Origin of the sequence: Rhodococcus sp. NPDC059969, assembly GCF_042738325.1 — a bacterium.
Taxonomy (GTDB): Bacteria; Actinomycetota; Actinomycetes; order Mycobacteriales; family Mycobacteriaceae; genus Rhodococcus_F.
The window spans coordinates 69,586-88,920 of sequence record NZ_JBHWUF010000013.1; the positions used below are offsets into that span (position 1 = coordinate 69,586).

Sequence of the window (19,335 nt, forward strand, 5' to 3'; positions counted from 1 at the left end):
ACGACGGGCGGGGTTCAATCACCGTCTACGACGGGCGGGGGCACAGGTGGTTGCACGGTTATTCGCGATCACGTCGATGCTCGTGCTCGTATGTCTCGTCGCATCCTGCGGATGGTTCGGGGACGAGCGTCTCGATTCGGCCCCTGGCAGCCCGACGCGATCGGAACTCGAAGAGTTGCTGTCCCGGACCGCGATCGTCGACAAGCGTCCACATCCGGGTGGATACGAGCGCGGCTGCGGTAACGGCGAGGCCTGCGTCTTCGGCCCCGCTTGGTCCGACGACCAGGACGCACCAGGTGGCCACGACGGGTGCGATACCCGCAACAACGTCCTGGCCCACGATCTCTCGGACGTGGTGTTCAAACCCGGTACACGTAATTGCGTCGTACTGTCCGGAGTGATGACCGACCCGTACTCCGGCGATCACATCGAATTCGAACGCAGCCAGGCCAAGTCCGTCCAAATCGACCACGTCTTCCCGCTCGCCGCGGCCTGGGACTTCGGCGCGAACTCCTGGACTCCTGCGCTGCGGATGAGGTTCGCGAACGACACGTCACTGAACCTGTTGGCCGTCAACGGCCCCGACAACCAGTCGAAAGGCGACAGCACGCCCAGTGACTGGTTGCCGCCCGATCCTGCGTACCGATGCTTCTACGCCGGCAAGTACCTGACCGTCGCGATTTCCTATGGCTTACCAGTCAGCCAAGCTGATCATTCGGCCCTGACGGATCTTGCCACTCGCTGCTGATCTAGCGGCAGTCCTTCACCACTCGCCCGCTCTGGATGACGAGTGCGATCCGCTCACGATCGGCAAAGATCGAGGGATCCGTCAACGGATTGCCGCGGAAGGCAACGAGGTCGGCGAACTTACCGACTTCGATGGTGCCGACCTCGTCGGCGATTCCGAGAATGTCGGCGTTGATCCGGGTAGCGGAAACCAGTGCATCCATGGGTGTTTCGACCTTCGCGCGCAGGACCAACTCCATCCCACGGCCCGTTTGATCGGTACCGATGAGGTCGGATCCCAGCCCCACTCTGACCCCGGCATTTCGAGCGGCGAGGAGCCCGTCGATCTGCCCCTGCATCATCTTTCCGATGCGAGCCGAAATCGATTCGGGCAGACCCGCCGACGCCGCACTGTCCGAGAGCGCCTGCACCACAGCCAACGTCGGCACCAAGGCGACGTCTTGCTCGGCCATCAACTTGGCGGTCTCGTCGTCGATATCGGAGCCATGCTCGACGCATTTGGCGCCGGCAGTGACCGCGTTCCGGATTCCCTCGTTGTTGTGGGCATGCACCGTGACATACGTACCGCGCGCATTGGCTTCCTCGACTGCGACTTCGATCTCGTCGACCGTGAACTGCGTGTCGGTGAGCTTGTCATGAGTCGATACCACTCCCCCGGTGACGCACAGTTTGAGGAAGTCGGCACCTCTGCGGAACGTCTCACGAACGTTCTTTCGCATTTCGTGCGGACCGTCGGAAAGCAGAGACATACAACGCAATCCGGGGATGTCGTGATCGGACCAGTCCGAAGTCGGCTCCCACTCCGCTGCCAGATGTCCGTGTCCACCGGTCTGGCACTGGATCGGGCCGCACTGAATGATCCGCGGACCCGGAATCTTGCCCGAGGCGACGACTCCGGCCAGTCCGCCGTCGATTCCGCCGCAGTCACGAACGGTGGTGAATCCCCCGTCGAGGGTCGACGCGCAGGTCGCGAACATGTCGGCAGCAAGCTCCGCTACCGAGATCTGACGCCGCAGGCTCGGTGCGAGATCGCTCGATCCACCGAGATGAACGTGTGCGTCGATGAGGCCGGGCGTGATCGTCAGCCCGGTGCAGTCCAGCACCTCCGCTCCCTCGGGTGGCGTGCCACCGAGTGCACTGATGCGCCCGTTTTCCACAGCAACAGCGCAGTTCTCGATCGGGTCGGCGCCCGTTCCGTCGATGATCGTTGCACCGGTCAGCCATACGACAGACATATTGAATGTTCCTCCGACGTGTACCGATCGCCGGAAGAATCCGCCGACATACCGAATAGGGTTCGGTTAGTATGATGCATATCGGCTCCCGAAATCAAGGAGTTGTCATCAATCGATCGAGTCCCAGATTGCCCGCGAGTCCGAGATTGCCCCGAATCCCTTACCAGGAGAATCGATGCCGCGTCCCACCCAGCCGATACTGAACACCGGCAACATCACCGATGCGGCATTGGACGCTGTCGACGCGACCGGCGACTTCACCATGCCCGGGATCGCCAAGCAACTGAACGTGACTCCGTCTTCGCTCTACACACACATTTCAGGTCGATCCGAGATCGTCGAACTCATGCGCATCCGCGTGATGTCGTCGATCTCGGTCCCCGAACCACCCGCAGGGTGGAGCGAGCGGATCAGCGCGTGGGGGTGGGCCTATCGCCGAGCTGCGGTCGAGCACTGGCGCCTCATCCCGCTGCTCATGACACGAAGCGTCCGTACCGAGGTGACCTTCGCAATCGATACTGCACTGGTTCAAGCATTTTCGGACGGCGGTTTCGATCCGACCGACACTCGCCACGCAATTTCGACACTCGACAGTCTGGTTCTCGGATCAGTCGTGAAACTGTCGACGCCGGACGTCGCGTGGACCCAATCCTCCAACCCGAGCGAGATCACGCGCGAGGCTACGACCCCACTGCGAACCGACGACACCTTCGACTTCGGCCTACGAACCCTGATCGCCGGATGGATGGCTCAGCGAGTCGTTTGCCTGTATACCGAACCCCATTCGGATTTTCCCGTCACTTCACGGTGAACGACCTGGTGTGCCAGCCAGTGGCTCCACCGGGAATCGGCGGAGTGCGCTCTTCCACCTGAACGTTCCCGTCCAAGTCCGTCGCTCTGACCTGCACGGTATGCAAGCCTGAGCCCGCGTCCCACATCCAGGACCATTGACGCCACGTGTCGATCGAGTACTCCTGAGCCAGCGTCGCCGGTTGCCATTCACCGTTGTCGACGCGAACCTCGACCTTCTCGATCCCGCGATGCTGCGCCCAAGCAGTTCCCGCCACAAGCACCTGTCCCGGCTCGATCGGCGCCAAAGCTGCCGGTACCTCGATACGCGACGACGTCTTGATCGGTGCCTGCGCGCCCCAACCGCGCTGGGTCCAATAAGCCTCGACCTTGTCGAAACGCGTCAACTCCCACTCCGTCACCCACTTGGTGGCGGACACGAAACCGTACAACCCCGGAACCACCTGCCGAACGGGATAACCGTGCTCGAACGGCAACGGCTCACCGTTCATCGCCACGGCGAGGATCGCGTCACGGCCGTCCGTGACTATCTCGACGGGAGTCCCGACCGTGAAGCCGTCGACGCTGGTCGAGAGGAGCATGTCGGCGTCGGGATGGACACCGACTTCGTCGAGCAGATCCTTCATGGGGTAACCGATCCACTTCGCATTCCCGGCCAGAACGCCACCTACCTCGTTGGAAACGCAGGTCAGCGTGATCACTCGTTCGATCGGCGTTCGCGCCACCAGATCGTCGAACGACAACGTCATCTCGCGGTCCACCATTCCGTGAATCCGTAGTTCCCACGAATCCGTCGTCAGTTGCGGAACAAGGAGCGCGGTGTCGATTCGATAGAAGTCGTCGTTGGGCGTGATGTACGTCGATGCACCCGAGATCCCGATGTCCGCACCCGCCGGAATCGGCGGCGCCGGGTCAGCGGCGGTGGGCACGACGAAGTCTTCACGATTCGCCACCGCGCCGGCGATTCTCTGCCCCACGAACTTTCCGGCCGCGCCCGCTGCCGCAGCCACTGCCAACGCCGCACCTGCCAGCAGAAGGAACTGACGACGAGGCAACCACGAGTCGGCGACGCCCGGCGAGAGCGGCACCTCCAGTTGCGTGATCAACAATCGCAGCGTCGCGACGCCCGCCACCACACCGACCAGCGTCGGGAACACGTACATCGCATCGGCCGTCGGGCGTTGCATCGCTGCATACACACCAACCGCACCCAGAAGAACGAGGATGACACTACCGATCGGGCGGCGTCGCCGTTCCAGTAATCCGGCCACCGCGCCGAGCAGAACTATCAAGATCGACATTCCGATGAACAGCGCCGGCTTGTCATTGGTGCCGAAGGTGTCGATCGCGAACTCTCGGGCCCACGCCGGCGTTCGGTCGACGGTGGTTGCACCTACCGCGTAGAACGGCGATGCGTCCGGGTTGATCGGCAGCGCCACCAGTTCACCGATGCCCAGGACGACAGCCGCGGCCAACACTCCGGAGATCGCATGGGCAGCCCACCTACGACGCGGTGGACGAGATTCGGTGCTCGGATGCTCGTCGATGTTCTGTGTGACCATGTCGTCTCGGCTCTGTTGGTGCGAGTGGTGCTTCGATCGGATACCCGACATTCGGCGCTGCGGGTCATCCGGATGGGTGTACCTCCTCCATCAAGAACTACCCCGTCGTCGCGATTAGAGTGGGAACGATGACCGTCGACCTCAACAAGGACACGCTGCTGTGCATGTCGCTCTCCGGGCGACCGAGCAATATCGGCACCAGGTTTCACAATTACCTCTACGAGGAATTGGGCCTGAACTTCGTCTACAAGGCCTTCACCACCGAAGACATACCCGCCGCGATCGGCGGCATACGTGCACTTGGGATTCGAGGATGCGGGGTGTCGATGCCGTTCAAGGAACAGGTCATCGAGCACATCGACGTGATGCACGATTCGGCCAGTGCTATCGACTCCGTCAACACGATCGTCAACGAGTCCGGGGTGTTGCACGCCTACAACACCGACTATCAGGCGGTCGCCGATCTGCTGCGTGACAACAACGTCGACACGAGCCTGTCCGTTGCTGTCGCCGGAAGTGGCGGCATGGCAAAAGCAGTCGTCGCTGCGGTGCGCGACACCGGTTTCACCGACGTCACGGTGATCGCACGCAACCGGGAAGTAGGGTCAGCGCTCGCGAAGCAGTACGGCTTCGACTGGCAGGCCGAGCTGGGCGAGTTGCGTCCCGGTGTGCTGATCAACGCGACGCCGATCGGTATGTCCGGCGGCGCGGAAGCAGATGCACTGTCGTTTCCCGAACAAGCAGTGCGCGCAGCCACGGTTGTCTTCGATGTCGTCGCGATGCCCGCGAACACACCATTGATCGCGTTTGCCACCGAACTCGGGAAGACGGCGATCACCGGAGCATCGGTCATCGCTCTGCAGGCGGCCGAGCAGTTCGTTCTCTACACCGGTGTGCGTCCGAGTGCGGAGCAGATCCAGCGAGCGTCGGAATACTCACGGGCATAGGACCACGACGCCGTGAACGAGACCGGGGAGACTCCACCTCAACAACTCGCGCGGAACTTCAACGAGTTGTTGCAAGAACTGCGCGTTGCGCTCTCGGGTGTGCAGATACTGTTTGCCTTCCTGCTGGCCGTGGCCTTCACCGAACGCTATGAGGAGGCGTCGACGTACATCCGCGGCATCCACTTGGTGACCGTGATACTTGTCGCCATCTCGTTCGGGTTCCTGATGGCGCCCGCTGTCTGGCACCGTGTGCTGTTCCGTCGTGGGCACCGCGAGAACATCTTGCCGATCGCCAATCGATTCGCTCTGTGCGGCATAGCTTTTCTCGCCGCCTCAATGACCGGCACAGTCCTGTTGATCGCCGAGGTCGCCGTCGGAGGTGTTGCCGCCAAGGTCCTGGCAGCGTGCGCCGCGATCATGTTCACGGCACTGTGGTTCCTCGTGCCGTCATTCATCGATCGCACCAAGAACTGACTCAGGCTCCGGTGTCGACGGCGCGAGTGCTGTCGTTCGACCACTGTGACCATGAGCCCGGGAACAGAGTCGCGTCGTAACCTGCGATCGCGAGCGCCGCAATCTGGTGCGCTGCAGTCACTCCGGATCCGCAGTACACCGCCACCTTGTCTCCGACGCCCAGTCCGGCGAACCGCTCACGCAGGCCGTCCGCATTCACGAACCGACCGTCGCCGGTGATGTTCTGTGCGGTCGGCGCGCTCACCGCACCGGGGATGTGCCCTGCGACGGGATCCATCGGCTCGACCTCGCCGCGGTACCGCTCCCCCGCTCGGGCGTCGAGAAGCACACCGCCCGCACGCGTCCAGTCGCCGACGCCGTCGATGTCGACAGTCGGCATGTTGCCGCCGGTGAAAGTCACGTTGCCTTCAGTGACCGACTCACCGATACCGGCCGCCAACGGCAGTCCCGCGGACTCCCAGGCCTGTAGCCCGCCGTCGAGTAGTCGGACATCCGAGAGCCCGGCCCACCGCAGCAGCCACCAACCACGGGCAGCGGCCGTGTTGCCGGTGGCGTCGTAAAGCACCACCGAATCACCGTCGTCGATTCCCCAACGACGCGCAGCGTCCTGCAGGTCTTCGAGACTCGGCAGCGGATGCCTTCCCGTGCCCGGCGACGGCGGCGAGGCAAGTTCCTCGTCGAGGTTCACGAAAACCGCGCCGGGAATATGGCCGTCGCGAAAATGCTGCTCGCCGTTCGAATCACCCAGCGCCCATCGGACATCGAGCAATCGCGGCGCAGCGCCGGCCTCGATGAGAGCGGACAGTTCTTCGACGTCGATCAGCACGGGAAGTGTCATGAGCCCATCCTGACACGACCACTCATGCAACCCCGAAGAAGGCACCGAGGCCCACCAACAACACGCCTGTCACCACGTCGATTCGCTTGCCGACGCCAGGGCGACGCAGCTTCTTGCCGGCTCCGGCCGCCAGCACCACCACGATCGCCCACCACAACGCTGCGGCGACGACCGTCGCGCCCGCCAACATCAACGTGCGCAGCCCTGCGCCTTCACCCGGCTCGATGAACTGCGGGAGGAGTCCGAGAAAGAACAACAACGCCTTCGGGTTCAGCAAGTTCGACAGGAATCCGTAGCGAAACGCCGTGGTGGCGGCAATCGGTTCCTTTGCCGCCGGAATTCCCTCGTCCGAGGCTCTGGCTTTGAATGCACTTCGGATCGCCGAGATGCCGAGCCAGGTCAGATATGCCGCCCCGGCGTACGTGAGCGCGGAGAGCAACTGCGGACGCGTCGCGACGAGGGCGGAAAGACCCAGTGACGCCGCAGCGGTGTGAACGAACAGCCCCGAGATCACGCCGGCAGCCACCACCGCGCCGGTCCGACGATCTGCCAGAGAATGACGCAGGATCAGGACAAAATCCGGTCCCGGCGTGAACAGGACGATGGATAGCAGGGAGCCGAAAGCGAGCCATTGACCGACACTCATCCGAAATACCTCACACCCGAGCTGATTCGAGACACATGTTCATGCCAGGAGTGTGCAACTGGATCCGGGAAGTTCAAAACGACTCCGGATATAGTACGGCAGATGACGAAGAATGAGCCTCTGGATCCGGTGGACTGGAAGATTTTGGCCGAATTGCAGAACGACGCGTCGATCACCAACAAGGTGTTGGCCGATCGAGTCGGTTTGGCGACGTCCTCGTGCCACGAGCGCGTACGACGCCTACGCGCCAACGGGACGATCAGCGGCATTCATGCGGTTGTCGACCCGGCTGCGGTGGGTCGGTCGATGCAGGCGATCATCGCCGTGCAATTGCGACCACACCGCCGCGACCTCGTCGACCGCTTCACGGCCGACGCGCTCGCATTGCCGGAAACCCTTGCCCTCTTCAACGTCTCGGGCCCGGAGGATTTCTTCCTCCACGTCGCGGTCCGCGACAGTGCTCATCTACAACGGGTACTGATCGACCACCTCGCCGCGCACCCCGAGGTCTGGCACGCCCAAACGCACCTCATCTACGGCAAAGCGGTCACCTCGCCCATCCGACCGGACAGGTAATTCGCGCCTCGAGGTGGTCGGGCAGAATCACTGACCATGTCGGACTCCACAGAAACAACCGAACCGGAAGCCGTTCGCAGCAACTCACAACCGATGAGCGCAGGCATCGTCACGGCCCTCGTCGGCTTCACCAGTTCGTTCGCGGTGGTGCTCACCGGACTCGCCGCCGTCGGTGCGGACGCAGCCGAGGCGGCGTCCGGTCTGTTGGTTCTGTGCGTGACCCAAGCATTGGGAATGCTCTGGCTCTCACGCCGGTATCGGATGCCGATCACCCTCGCCTGGTCGACGCCCGGTGCCGCTCTGCTCGCCGGCGCGGGTGCGGTCGAGGGTGGGTGGCCGGCCGCGGTCGGCGCCTTCGTCGTCGTGGGAATCGCGATAGTTCTGACCGGATTGTGGCCGACGCTCGGAAGAGTCATCTCGGCAATCCCGACGCCCCTCGCGCAGGCGATGCTCGCGGGAGTTCTGATGCCGCTGTGCCTGGCGCCGATCATCGCCGTCCGGGACGCACCGGCAGCGGTCGCACCGGTCATCCTGGTCTGGCTTGCGGCGCAACGCTTCTCCAAGCGATGGGCGGTTCCGCTCGCGTTTCTCACTGCGGCGATCGTGATCGGGATCAGCCTCGTCACGTCGGATCGCGCGCTCGACGCCGGCGCCATGATCCCTCGCATCGATCTCACCGCGCCGTCGTGGACCTGGCAGGCGATGATCGGCATCGCCGTTCCGCTCTACATCGTCACGATGGCTTCGCAGAACATTCCCGGTGTGGCGGTGATGAATTCGTTCGGATACACCGTTCCCTGGCGACCGTCGATGATCGTGACGGGTATCGGCACCATCGTCGGCGCTCCGGCCGGTGGCCACGCGATCAACCTCGCGGCAATCAGCGCAGCCCTGGCCGCCGCCCCCACCGCACATCCGGATCCCAAACGCCGATGGATCGCTGCCTTCACCGCAGGCTGGGCGTATCTCGTTCTCGCTGCGGGCGCGGCCGCCGTGGCCGCTCTGGTAGCTGCCGCTCCGGCCGGCGTCGTGGAAACTGTTGCCGGACTGGCACTCCTGGCAACACTGGCCGGTGCCCTCACTTCGGCGCTGAGCGAGGCGAGTGAACGTGAAGGCGCCGTGGTCACGTTTCTGATCGCCGCATCCGGCGTCAGTATCCTGGGAATCGGTTCGGCATTCTGGGCACTGTTGGTGGGACTGATCGTGCGTGCCGTCCTGCAGGGCACCACCCTGCCCTCACTCTCGCGAAAGTCCTCACTACAGTCGAAGCCGTGAGCACAGCGCAGACGCCCCCGTCGATCAGCGAGTTTCCCGTCCTCTGGCCCGTCCCGACGCGGTGGGACGACAACGATCACTACGGCCACGTCAACAACGTGACCTACTACTCGTACTTCGACACCGCGGTCAACGCCTGGCTGATGTCGTCCACGGGAACTGACATCCGCAACCTGCCTGCTATCGGCGTCGTCGCCGAGACGTCGTGCCGGTACCTGAGCGAACTGTCGTTCCCCGAGCAGTTGCAGGTGGGTATCTCCGTCGAAAAGCTGGGCACCAAGAGCATCGTCTACTCCCTCGCGATTTTTCACGAGGTCGACGGCGGCAATTGGGAACCCGCTGCCAGCGGACGCTTTGTTCACGTCTACGTCGACGCTGACACCCGCAAGCCGGTGGAGATCCCGGCCGCCATCAGATCGGCAGCCGGGACCTTGACCGGAAGCTAGCTCAGACCGAGCTGATCTGCCGTCAAGACGGCGCGTGCAACGATTCCGTCGATCAGCGTGACCGTCGGCCCGCCGTGCTCAGCCTTGTTGCGCGGATCGTCGAGAATGCGTCGCAGCACGCCCTCGGCGATGATCGAGAGCTTCCACAGCGCGAGTACGTGCCAGTAACCGACAGCTGACACGTCGCGGCCAGTCGCCTCGACATAGGCAGAGACCAACTCCTCGCGGTTCGGGAAGCCTTCCAACGTGGACGCCATGAACGGACCGGCAACTTTGTCGCCGGCTTCCGGCCAGTACGCGAGGAGCGCACCGAGATCCGCGAGTGGCTCCCCCAACGTGCACAGCTCCCAGTCGACGACGGCAACGATGCGTCCCTCGACCGGATCGGTGATGACGTTGTTGAGGTGGAAGTCGCCGTGGACCAAGGTCACTTCGCTCTGTTCCGGAATGTTTCGGTGCAGAATCTCGGCCAACCGGTCGACGTCGGGAACATCGCGGGTCTTCGACTTCTCCCACTGCGCCGACCACCGTTTGAGCTGACGCTCGGCAAAGGGCTTGCGGCTGGCCAGATCGTCGAGGCCGGTCTCTTCAAGGTCGACCCCATGGATGCTCGCGAGGGTTTTCGGCATCGCCAATCCGACCGCACGACGCTCGTCCTCGGTCAGCTTCTGAGCCACCGGTACGCCGTCGATCACGACGCCGTCGATGTAGCTCATGAGAACCAGCGGAGCGTCCGTGATCTCCGGGTCTTCCGTGATGCCGAGGATCTTGGGAACGGGCACTTTGGTGCCCTGGAGCGAGGACAGAATGCGGTGCTCACGAACGACGTCGTGCGCTGACGCCAACAACGTGCCCAGTGGAGGTCTGCGCAGTACCCACCGTCCTCCGCCCGCATCTGTCACGGAGTAGGTCAGGTTCGATTGCCCGTTACCGATCCTCTCGAAAGTCAGTGGTGTCGTGGCGCCGACCCCCAGTTCGGCGATCCACGCGGAAACAGCTTCTTCGTTCAAACCGACTGCAGTCACCGCACCGATGCTAGCGGTTGATTTCCGATCGGTTGGCCGTACCGACACGTTTGTTACTCGCCAGTTCGCAATTCCGGCCTTGATACAGCGGTGAAAACACTTGCGGATTTCCCGATCAGGGGGATCCTGATGGTAGAGCGACAACTGCATACAACACATCGGGATTGTGCGGCGTACTCACGAGGCGCGCCGGGCATGAGCAGAAACCGAGGTGAGCGAAGATGATCGACAACCTCGATTATCCGGTCCAACTCATCCAACCGAACGGCGCACGCGTGTGCCGTCCCGAATTCGACCGTCTCATAACAGACATCGGGCCCGACGAACTGCTGTCGTTGTATTGCGATCTCGTCGTGAGTCGCCGAATCGACACCGAAGCTGTTGCCCTGCAGCGTCAAGGCGAAATAGGGTTGTGGGCTCCGATGCTCGGCCAAGAAGCCTCGCAGGTCGGTTCCGCGAGAGCGCTTGCCCCCGACGACTTCGCCTTCACGAGCTATCGCGAACATGCCGTCGCGTACTGCCGGGGAGTTCCCGCCGAACTGCTGACTACCATGTGGCGCGGAATCTCCCATTCAGGCTGGGATCCAGCACAATTCAACGTCACCAATCCGGCGATCGTCGTCGGCTCTCAAGGTCTGCACGCCACCGGATACGCACTGGGCGCGCATCTGGACGGCGCCGAGATCGCGACGATCGCCTACTTCGGTGACGGCGCCTCGAGCCAAGGCGATATCGCCGAGGCGATGGGATTTGCCGCCAGTTTCCGTGTCGGCGTTGTCTTCTTCTGCCAGAACAACCAGTGGGCCATCAGTGAACCGGTATCCCTGCAGTCCCGCACACCCATCTCACATCGGGCGATCGGTTACGGCATTCCGGCGATCCGCGTCGACGGCAACGACGTCCTTGCCGTTCTCGCAGTCACGCGCTCGGCGCTCAATCGCGCACGCGAAGGCAGCGGCCCGACGTTCATCGAGGCGATCACCTGCAGAATGGGCCCGCACACGACGTCCGACGATCCGAGCAGGTACCGCACCGATACGGATATGTCGGAGTGGAGAAACCGCGACCCGTTGGAGCGAATGCGTCTGCTCCTCGGACATCGCGGCCTTCTCGATGAGAACGCCCTCACCACCATCGCGGCGGCCGCCGACGACGTCGCAGCCGGGCTGCGACGCGCAACCATCGCACTCGCCGATCCGCACCCGTCAGCGCTGTTCGATCACGTCTACGTCGAGGCACACTCGTTGATCGACGCTGAACGCGAAGAGCATCGCGTGTATCTGGGCAGCCTGGAAGGGGCTCTGTCATGACCGTCATGAATCTGGTGACCGCGCTCAACGCCGGCCTGAGACGCGCACTCGAAGACGATCGTCGCGTGGTGATCATGGGAGAGGACGTCGGCCGTCTCGGCGGCGTATTCCGGGTTACCGACGCCTTGCAGAAGGACTTCGGCGATACCCGGGTGATCGACATGCCGCTCGCCGAATCAGGGATCGTGGGAACAGCTTTCGGCTTGGCTTTGCGCGGATACCGTCCGGTCTGCGAGATCCAGTTCGACGGTTTCGTCTACCCGGCCTTCGATCAGATCGTGTCCCAGGTGGCAAAGATCCACTACCGCACCCGAGGCACTGTGACCGCACCACTGACGATCCGGATTCCCAGCGGCGGCGGAATCGGTGCGGTGGAACATCATTCGGAGTCGCCGGAGGCGTACTTCGCTCACACCGCAGGACTGCGGGTGGTGTATCCGAGCAATCCGGTCGACGGTTTTCACATGATCCGACAGTCGATTGCCGCCGACGACCCGGTGATTTTCCTCGAACCCAAACGGCGCTACTGGGACACCGCCGACGTGGATACCGATGCCGCGCCTGAGCTTCCGCTCCACCGTGCCCGCGTCGCCCGCTCAGGAAACGACGCGACAGTGGTTGCGTACGGATCCATGGTCACCACCGCACTCGACGCCGCGCGGATCGCCGAAGAAGAAGGCCATGACCTGGAAGTGGTGGATCTACGTTCGCTCTCCCCCGTCGACTTCGACACGATCGAGACGTCCGTGAACAAGACGGGCCGTCTGGTCGTCGTCCACGAGGCGCCGAAGTTTCTCGGCGTCGGCGCCGAAATCGCAGCACACGTCGCAGAACACTGCTTCTACCAGTTGGAGTCGCCGATCCTGCGGGTCACCGGATTCGACATCCCCTATCCGCCCGCCAAGCTCGAGCAGTTTCACCTTCCGGACGCCGACCGGATCCTCGCGGCGCTCGACCGGACGCTGGCGGCATGAGTACAGCGCAGGAATTCCGATTGCCGGATCTCGGAGAGGGCCTGACGTCCGCCGATCTGGTCGAGTGGACGGTCAAGGTCGGCGAGACTGTGGTACTCAATCAAGTTCTCGCCCAGGTGGAGACGGCCAAAGCTCTGGTCGAACTGCCCTCTCCCTACGTCGGCGTTGTCAGAGAACTCCTCGTCGAACCTGGCACCACTGTTCCGGTCGGCACTCCGATCATCCGTATCGAGGGGCCTGCCGATCCGCGTGATCCACAGTCGCCGAATGTGCTGGTCGGGTACGGGCCCACGGCTGAGCAACCGAGTCGGCGACGGAGCAGGATCGCGCCGCACCCGCAGCCCCGACCGACACCGGAGCGACGGCCCGCAACACCCTCGGCGCGACGCGCGGCGCGTGAAGCAGGAGTCGATCTGAGTGAGATCCCCGGAAGCGGGTTCGACGGCGCCGTCACCGCGGCTGACGTCGCAGACGCGCTTCACTCAAAGGCGCCGTTGGATGAAGCGGCACAGCCGACCTCATCCGGCATGCGGAAACAGATGGCGTCGGCGATGGTTGCCAGCACCCGCGCTCCCCAGGCCAGCGTCTTTCTCACTTCCGATGTCACGGCGTCGACGGAACTGCTCGGCAGGCTCCGTTCCTCGGACGCGTTCACCGGGCTGTCCCTCACTCCACTGACTCTCGCGGCCAAGGCATTGGTGACCGCAATCGCGTCGCACCCGATGGTAAACGCGCATTGGGACGAGGCTCGCGGCGACGCCGTCATCGACGATCACGTGAATCTCGGCATCGCCGTCGCCTCCAAGCGTGGGCTGTCCGTGCCCAACATCAAGAGCGCCGAGAACCTGAACCTGGTGCAACTCGCCCGCGCCGTGACCGAACTGACTGTCGCTGCCCGCGCGGGAGTGACCGACGTCCATCACCTGACCGGCGGCACCGTCACGATCACCAATGTCGGAGTCTTCGGCGTCGACGGCGGCATTCCGCTTCTCAATCCAGGAGAAGCCGTCATCCTCTGCCTGGGCTCGGTGAGCGAGCGTCCGTGGGTGACCGAGCGCAAGATCGAAGTGCGGAGCGTCGTGACACTGACGTTGACGTTCGACCACCGCGTGCTGAGCGGTGAGCAGGCCGCGAGATTCCTCTCATTTGTCGCAGAGATGCTCGCGGACCCCGACCTGTTGCTGTCTCACCTGTAAAAAGGAACGAGTGAGCGTCAACCCCACCGACCGCGCAGTCCCCACCTCCGCCCTGGTACGCGCCCGGGCCGGTATCTTCGGCATCTTCGGCATCAACGGATTTCTCCTGGCGATGTGGGTCGTCCACATTCCGTCCATCGAACACCGTGTCGGAATCAGTCACTCGACGCTCGGCTCACTGCTTCTCCTACTCGCTGTCGGAGCCATTGCCGGTATGCAATTGAGCGGCCCGCTCGCCGATCGATACGGCAGCAGGCGCATGGTCATCCTCGCGGGCAGCGGGTTGGCATTCGCCACCCTCGGCCCGGGGTTTGCCACGAACACCTGGCAACTCGGCGCTACCCTTGTGGTGTTCGGCTTCGCGAACGGCGCTTTGGACGTGTCGATGAACTCGCAGGCTGTCGAAGCCGAACAGCTGTACCGGCGTCCGATCATGGCGGCCTTTCACGGCATGTTCTCCGTCGGCGGTGTGTTGGGGTCCGTCATCGGATTCGGCACTCTCGCACTGGATCTTCCGCCGTACGTCACGCTCAGCATCGCGTCGGCAATCGGTTTGCTGGCGGTCTGGCTCTGCTCGCGCCCCCTGCTCCCCCACGTCCACGTGCACGCAGATACGGCGTCGACTGCAGGAAAGACGCACGGCAGATTCTCGGCTCGCGTGCTCGCGCTCGGAACCCTCGCCTTTGTTCTGATGCTGGCCGAGGGAGTGGCAAACGACTGGAGCGCGCTGCAGGTCAAGGAAGATCTCGGTGTTTCGAATGCCGTTGCCGCACTGTCGTTCGGCGCATTCTCCGCCATGATGACCGTCGGCCGGTTCACCGCGGATTGGATCAGCGCGGCAGTCGGCCCGGTGGCCGTGGTTCGCTACGGCGCATTGCTGTCGTCCGTCGGCATGCTGACCGTCGTGGTATCCGACTGGCTACCGCTGACGCTGCTCGGTTGGGCACTGTTCGGCGCCGGCCTGTCGGGATGTATTCCGCAGATCTTCACCACGGCCGGAAATCTGGGCTCAGGTTCGGCCGGTACCAACATGTCTCGCGTCGTCGGCATGGGATACATCGGATTCCTCGCCGGGCCGGCAACCATCGGGTGGGTCACCAAGCTTGTGCCTCTCACCACAGCAATGCTGATCCCATTTGCATGCGTCCTGGTCGCAGCGGGTTGTGCGGGTGTCGTTCGGCGCGATTCTCCGACCGCCTACAGACCTCACAGCTGATCCTCACGATCGACACAGACTCAACAGGGATGCTGGTACTCGTGACCGTCTCGACCTCCACCCAGCACCCTGCTCCCTCCACAACCACTCGCTTCCTCGTTCTTGCTGCGATCGCCGTCGTAGCGTTGGGCGTCTTGTATTTTGTGCGACCCGCCTCGCCCGGTTTGAGCGTCCCGGATCAGGTGCGCGCACTTGCCGAGTGGACGGTAGGCCGATTCGACGTCACCGCTGTACTCGCAGCCACTACCGCTCTGGCCGTCGTCTCGATGGTCCGCGGACTGCCATACGGCATCGGCGCGATCCTGCTCCTCGGAATGGGCGCCAATCTCACCAACGCGGCATTCGGTTCCTGGCTTCCCGATGTTCCCCAGGACCTACTGCCCAGCGGTCACGTCGCAGCGGCGACCGCGCTGTACGGCTCGGCGATCTTGATCTCCGCCCCGCAGTGGCGTCCGGTGGTCGCCGGACTCGGGTTCGCCGGGGTTGCTGCGATCAGTGCCAGCGCACTGGCCGCCGAGTTGAGCGGCCTTTTCGGCGTGATAGCTGGAGTTCTGATCGCTCTGGTATGGGCCTGTGCCGCAGCCATTTTGATGGCACGATCGCCCATCGCCGCGAAACGTGAAGAGCTACGCCCGGATACGGCTGCAATCGCGTTCTCCAGGCACCGGAGCATCCGACTTTAGTCCTAAATCTTTGGGATCCAGAGATTTTCGCCGATAGCTCGCCCGCCACGCTCGGACATGACGTATGTTCGGAAATGTCCGAATCAAGTAGTTCCACAGCGAAGGAGTCTTTACCGTGAGCCTCGAAGATCTGAACCCGCTCGAACTGATCCAGAAGTTGATCGAACTACTTTCCGGCTTCTCCTCCGACCCCGAAACTCCCGAGGTCCCGTAAAACGTCGCCAGAGGCGCCTGTTCCGCGTTTTGTCTCGGACCAGGCGCCTTTGTCGTTGCAGCACAAGAGGTTGTTGCCGCACACGGCTACGAAGAAAGGCGCCCACTCGCGCTTGCGAGTGGACGCCCCTTTACGAGTGCCAGCGCTACAGCGCCTTGAGTTCCTCGGTAACTTCGGAGACCGACTTCTTGGCGTCACCGAAGAGCATCGAGGTGCCCTCGGCGAAGAAGAGCGGGTTCTCGATACCGGCGAAACCGGAGTTCATCGAGCGCTTGAGCACGATGACGGACTTCGACTGGTCGACGTTGAGGATCGGCATTCCGTGAATCGGTGAGCTCGGATCGTTGCGCGCCGCCGGGTTGGTGACATCGTTCGCGCCGATCACCAAGGTGACGTCGGTACGCGCGAATTCGTCGTTGATGTCGTCCATTTCCTTCATCGCGTCGTACGAGACATCCGCTTCTGCAAGAAGAACGTTCATGTGACCGGGCATACGACCGGCGACCGGGTGAATGGCGTACTTGACCTCGACGCCCTTCGACTCGAGCAACTTCGCCATGTCCTTGACTGCGTGCTGAGCCTGCGCGACGGCAAGTCCGTATCCGGGGACGACGATGACCTGGTTGGCGTAGGCCATCTGGATAGCCGCGTCGGCCGCCGAGGTCGCCTTTGCCGTGCGCACGACACCGTCGGAGGACGGCGCTTCTCCGCCGCCGCCACCGAAGCCGCCGGCGACGATGGCCGGGATGGACCGGTTCATGGCCTTGGCCATGAGGTTGGTCAAGATCGTGCCCGAAGCACCGACGATCATGCCGGCGACGATCATCGCCTGGTTGTTGAGCGCCAAACCTGCAGCAGCAGCCGACAAACCGGTGAGAGCGTTGAGCAGCGAGATGACGACGGGCATGTCCGCGCCGCCGATGGGCAGCACGACCATCAGTCCGAGGATGCCCGAGAGAACGAGCACGCCGACGATCCACAGTGAGCTTGTCGGGCCTTCCGGCGAGATCGCCTTGATACCGATGATCACCGAGAACGCGATAGCGGCAATGAGCAGCAGAGCATTGAGCGGCTGCTGGAGCTTACCGATTCCGATCGGACGACCAGGCAGGGTTTCCTGCAGCTTCAGGAACGCGATCACGCTGCCCCAGAAGGAGATCGATCCGATCACCGCGGCAAAGAGCGACGCGATGACGATATGCACCGTCGGCGACTCACCGTGCTGGAATGCGGTGAACCCGTCCGAGTCCAGGAATTCCGCGTACGCGATCAACGCGACGGTGCCGCCACCCACACCGTTGAACAGTGCGACCAACTGCGGCATGGCCGTCATCTTCGTGCGGAGCGCCGGCGGCACACCGAGCACGACACCGATGACAAGGCCGGCAGCGATGAGGATCCAGTTCCCCATCTCCGCATCACGAATGGAGATCAGAGTTGCAACGACGGCGATGAGCATGCCGACCGCGGCGATCTGGTTGCCGCGGACTGCGGTCTTCGGGCCGGTAAGACCCATGAGGCCGTAGATGAACATCGAGAACGCGACAATGTAGAGCGCATTGACCAGGTATTCCATTACTGGTCACCATCCTTCGACACAGACTTGGCGGCCGGCTTGGCCTTGAACATCGCCAACATGCGGTCCGTGACCACGAAACCACCGACAACGTTCACGGTTCCGAAGACGAGCGCGACGAACAAGATGATCTGCAACCCGATCGAAGGATCGTGCACCTTGCCCAGGACGACCAACGCACCCAGGACGACGATGCCGTGGATGGCGTTCGTACCGGACATCAGCGGGGTGTGCAGGGTGTTCGGAACTTTGGAGATCACAGCGAAACCGACGAATCCGGACAACACCAGGATCGCGATGTTCGCCAGAAGTGATGTGTACATCAGGCGCCCTTCTCTTCACGGGTGACGCACGCACCGGCCAGAACCTCGTCGGAGAAATCAGGCGCCAAGGCACCTTCGACGAGCATGAGTTCGATCAGCGCGGAAATGTTCTTCGAGTACAACTCCGACGCATGCTCAGGCATGGACGCCGGCAAATTCAACGGAGAGCAGATGGTCACGCCGTGCTTGACGACGGTTTGACCCGGCTCGGTCAGCTCGCAGTTACCACCGGTTTCACCCGCGAGGTCGACCACGACACTGCCCGGCTTCATCCCTTCGACCGCGGCTGCGGTGACCAGGCGCGGCGCGGGACGCCCCGGAACCAGAGCCGTGGTGATCACGACGTCGAAGCCCTTGATCGCGTCTTCGAGTGCCTGCTGCTGCTTCGCGCGCTCGTCGTCGGTCAGCTCGCGGGCGTAGCCACCTTCGCCGGCTGCATCGATTCCGAGGTCGAGCCACTGCGCACCCACCGAACGCACCTGGTCTGCGACCTCAGGGCGCACGTCGTACCCGGTAGCGCGGCCACCGAGACGCTTGGCTGTCGCCAGCGCCTGCAGACCTGCCACACCCACTCCGAGCACCAGAACGGTCGCAGGCTTCACCGTGCCCGCAGCGGTGGTGAGCATCGGGAAGAACCGCGTCGACTCCGATGCCGCCAACAGAACAGCTTTGTATCCCGACACGTTCGCCTGCGAGGACAACGCGTCCATCACCTGCGCGCGGGAGATACGAGGAATCGCCTCCACGGCGTATCCCTCGATCCCGGCGGCCTTCAATTCGGCGATGCGGTTGTCTGCATTACGCGGATTCAAGAATCCGATGAGCTTCGCGCCGGTGCTGATCCGGGCGATCTCTTCCGTCGACGGGGGCGCAACCTTGACCACCACGTCAGCAGTCCACGGATCGCCGATCTTCGCGCCGGCAGCGGTGTAGAGCTCGTCGGGAATCAACGCCCCGAGACCAGCCCCGGACTCGACGACTACGTCGACACCCTTGCCGATCAAAGCGGACACAATTTTGGGCACCAACGCGACCCGACGCTCACCGTCACTCGATTCTCGAGGGACGCCGACCGACGGACGCACTTGTGCGCTCTTCGATGTTTCCATTTTCCATTACCTTCTGCGGTTGGTGGTTCGCCTGCTGCGACGAGCGGCAACCAGCATGTGATGAGCGGAAGATGACCCGCTTTTGGGTGAATGGTGACTGATAGTAGCCAGAGTTACCGCGGCGTAGGGAAACCGACGACGCACTTTCTCCAT

The 19,335-nt window shown here is 63.1% G+C and carries 20 protein-coding genes; 12 read left to right on the forward strand and 8 right to left on the reverse strand.

Annotated features, from left to right (window positions below; genetic code table 11):
* The first annotated feature begins 46 nt into the window (after positions 1-46).
* On the forward strand, positions 47-748 hold the full coding sequence (locus tag ACFWAD_RS26815) for an HNH endonuclease family protein (protein WP_378549316.1): 702 nt from the start codon (positions 47-49) through the stop codon (positions 746-748).
* Between the two features lies 1 nt (position 749).
* Here the strand turns inward: ACFWAD_RS26815 and ACFWAD_RS26820 are convergent, their stop codons facing one another.
* The gene (locus ACFWAD_RS26820; RefSeq protein WP_378549319.1) at positions 750-1,982 is read right to left on the reverse strand and encodes an amidohydrolase family protein; all 1,233 of its coding nucleotides are present in this window, start codon (positions 1,980-1,982) and stop codon (positions 750-752) included.
* A 175-nt stretch (positions 1,983-2,157) separates the two neighbouring features.
* On the opposite strand from ACFWAD_RS26820, the gene ACFWAD_RS26825 reads away from it, so the two are divergent.
* Positions 2,158-2,793, forward strand: coding sequence for a TetR/AcrR family transcriptional regulator C-terminal domain-containing protein (locus tag ACFWAD_RS26825; protein WP_378549322.1), 636 nt, complete (start codon positions 2,158-2,160; stop codon positions 2,791-2,793).
* On the opposite strand, the gene ACFWAD_RS26830 is transcribed toward ACFWAD_RS26825, so the two are convergent.
* Entirely contained in the window at positions 2,780-4,354 is a 1,575-nt protein-coding gene (locus ACFWAD_RS26830; protein WP_378549325.1) for a molybdopterin-dependent oxidoreductase, read from the reverse strand. The genes ACFWAD_RS26825 and ACFWAD_RS26830 overlap by 14 nt on opposite strands.
* A 128-nt stretch (positions 4,355-4,482) precedes the next feature.
* On the opposite strand from ACFWAD_RS26830, the gene ACFWAD_RS26835 reads away from it, so the two are divergent.
* The gene (locus ACFWAD_RS26835) at positions 4,483-5,301 is read left to right on the forward strand and encodes a shikimate 5-dehydrogenase (protein ID WP_378549328.1); all 819 of its coding nucleotides are present in this window, start codon (positions 4,483-4,485) and stop codon (positions 5,299-5,301) included.
* Between the two features lie 12 nt (positions 5,302-5,313).
* On the forward strand, positions 5,314-5,775 hold the full coding sequence (locus ACFWAD_RS26840; RefSeq protein WP_378549331.1) for a DUF6328 family protein: 462 nt from the start codon (positions 5,314-5,316) through the stop codon (positions 5,773-5,775).
* A gap of 1 nt (position 5,776) precedes the next feature.
* Here the strand turns inward: ACFWAD_RS26840 and ACFWAD_RS26845 are convergent, their stop codons facing one another.
* Together ACFWAD_RS26845 and ACFWAD_RS26850 are read right to left on the reverse strand one after the other, a co-directional pair.
* On the reverse strand, positions 5,777-6,613 hold the full coding sequence (locus tag ACFWAD_RS26845) for a sulfurtransferase (protein WP_378549334.1): 837 nt from the start codon (positions 6,611-6,613) through the stop codon (positions 5,777-5,779).
* Between the two features lie 22 nt (positions 6,614-6,635).
* A complete protein-coding gene (locus ACFWAD_RS26850) occupies positions 6,636-7,259 on the reverse strand; it encodes a LysE family translocator (RefSeq protein WP_378539414.1) in 624 nt (207 codons plus the stop codon).
* Positions 7,260-7,361: 102 nt separating this feature from the next.
* Between ACFWAD_RS26850 and ACFWAD_RS26855 the strand changes: the two genes are divergently transcribed.
* Genes ACFWAD_RS26855 through ACFWAD_RS26865 form a run of 3 tightly spaced genes read left to right on the forward strand, consistent with a single transcriptional unit; the run spans position 7,362 to position 9,556 of the window.
* Positions 7,362-7,835, forward strand: a complete 474-nt coding sequence (locus ACFWAD_RS26855; RefSeq protein WP_003941284.1) for an Lrp/AsnC family transcriptional regulator — start codon at positions 7,362-7,364, stop codon at positions 7,833-7,835.
* 36 nt (positions 7,836-7,871) lie between these two features.
* Positions 7,872-9,110 carry a benzoate/H(+) symporter BenE family transporter gene (locus ACFWAD_RS26860; protein WP_378549337.1) on the forward strand — a complete coding sequence of 413 codons (1,239 nt, stop codon included), beginning with the start codon at positions 7,872-7,874 and terminating at the stop codon, positions 9,108-9,110.
* Entirely contained in the window at positions 9,107-9,556 is a 450-nt protein-coding gene (locus tag ACFWAD_RS26865) for an acyl-CoA thioesterase (protein WP_378549340.1), read from the forward strand. The genes ACFWAD_RS26860 and ACFWAD_RS26865 overlap by 4 nt, the downstream gene beginning before the upstream one ends.
* On the opposite strand, the gene ACFWAD_RS26870 is transcribed toward ACFWAD_RS26865, so the two are convergent.
* Positions 9,553-10,581: a phosphotransferase family protein gene (locus ACFWAD_RS26870; protein ID WP_378549343.1), complete on the reverse strand. Its 1,029-nt coding sequence runs from the start codon at positions 10,579-10,581 to the stop codon at positions 9,553-9,555. The genes ACFWAD_RS26865 and ACFWAD_RS26870 overlap by 4 nt on opposite strands.
* A gap of 221 nt (positions 10,582-10,802) precedes the next feature.
* On the opposite strand from ACFWAD_RS26870, the gene pdhA reads away from it, so the two are divergent.
* Genes pdhA through ACFWAD_RS26895 form a run of 5 tightly spaced genes read left to right on the forward strand, consistent with a single transcriptional unit; the run spans position 10,803 to position 15,960 of the window.
* Complete coding sequence (gene pdhA / locus ACFWAD_RS26875) at positions 10,803-11,891, forward strand: pyruvate dehydrogenase (acetyl-transferring) E1 component subunit alpha (protein WP_378549345.1); 1,089 nt, start codon at positions 10,803-10,805, stop codon at positions 11,889-11,891.
* Entirely contained in the window at positions 11,888-12,865 is a 978-nt protein-coding gene (locus tag ACFWAD_RS26880; protein ID WP_378549348.1) for an alpha-ketoacid dehydrogenase subunit beta, read from the forward strand. The genes pdhA and ACFWAD_RS26880 overlap by 4 nt, the downstream gene beginning before the upstream one ends.
* Complete coding sequence (locus tag ACFWAD_RS26885; RefSeq protein WP_378549351.1) at positions 12,862-14,061, forward strand: dihydrolipoamide acetyltransferase family protein; 1,200 nt, start codon at positions 12,862-12,864, stop codon at positions 14,059-14,061. The genes ACFWAD_RS26880 and ACFWAD_RS26885 overlap by 4 nt, the downstream gene beginning before the upstream one ends.
* A gap of 10 nt (positions 14,062-14,071) precedes the next feature.
* Positions 14,072-15,277, forward strand: a complete 1,206-nt coding sequence (locus ACFWAD_RS26890) for an MFS transporter (RefSeq protein WP_378549354.1) — start codon at positions 14,072-14,074, stop codon at positions 15,275-15,277.
* Positions 15,278-15,306: 29 nt separating this feature from the next.
* The gene (locus ACFWAD_RS26895) at positions 15,307-15,960 is read left to right on the forward strand and encodes a hypothetical protein (protein WP_378539406.1); all 654 of its coding nucleotides are present in this window, start codon (positions 15,307-15,309) and stop codon (positions 15,958-15,960) included.
* Positions 15,961-16,319: 359 nt separating this feature from the next.
* On the opposite strand, the gene ACFWAD_RS26900 is transcribed toward ACFWAD_RS26895, so the two are convergent.
* From ACFWAD_RS26900 to ACFWAD_RS26910, 3 genes are read right to left on the reverse strand one after another with little or no spacing between them, the layout of a single operon-like run.
* Complete coding sequence (locus ACFWAD_RS26900; protein ID WP_230817005.1) at positions 16,320-17,750, reverse strand: NAD(P)(+) transhydrogenase (Re/Si-specific) subunit beta; 1,431 nt, start codon at positions 17,748-17,750, stop codon at positions 16,320-16,322.
* Positions 17,750-18,073, reverse strand: coding sequence for an NAD(P) transhydrogenase subunit alpha (locus ACFWAD_RS26905; RefSeq protein WP_003941319.1), 324 nt, complete (start codon positions 18,071-18,073; stop codon positions 17,750-17,752). Before ACFWAD_RS26905 ends, ACFWAD_RS26900 begins: the two co-directional genes overlap by 1 nt.
* Positions 18,073-19,182, reverse strand: coding sequence for a Re/Si-specific NAD(P)(+) transhydrogenase subunit alpha (locus ACFWAD_RS26910; protein WP_003941381.1), 1,110 nt, complete (start codon positions 19,180-19,182; stop codon positions 18,073-18,075). Before ACFWAD_RS26910 ends, ACFWAD_RS26905 begins: the two co-directional genes overlap by 1 nt.
* Positions 19,183-19,335 lie beyond the last annotated feature (153 nt).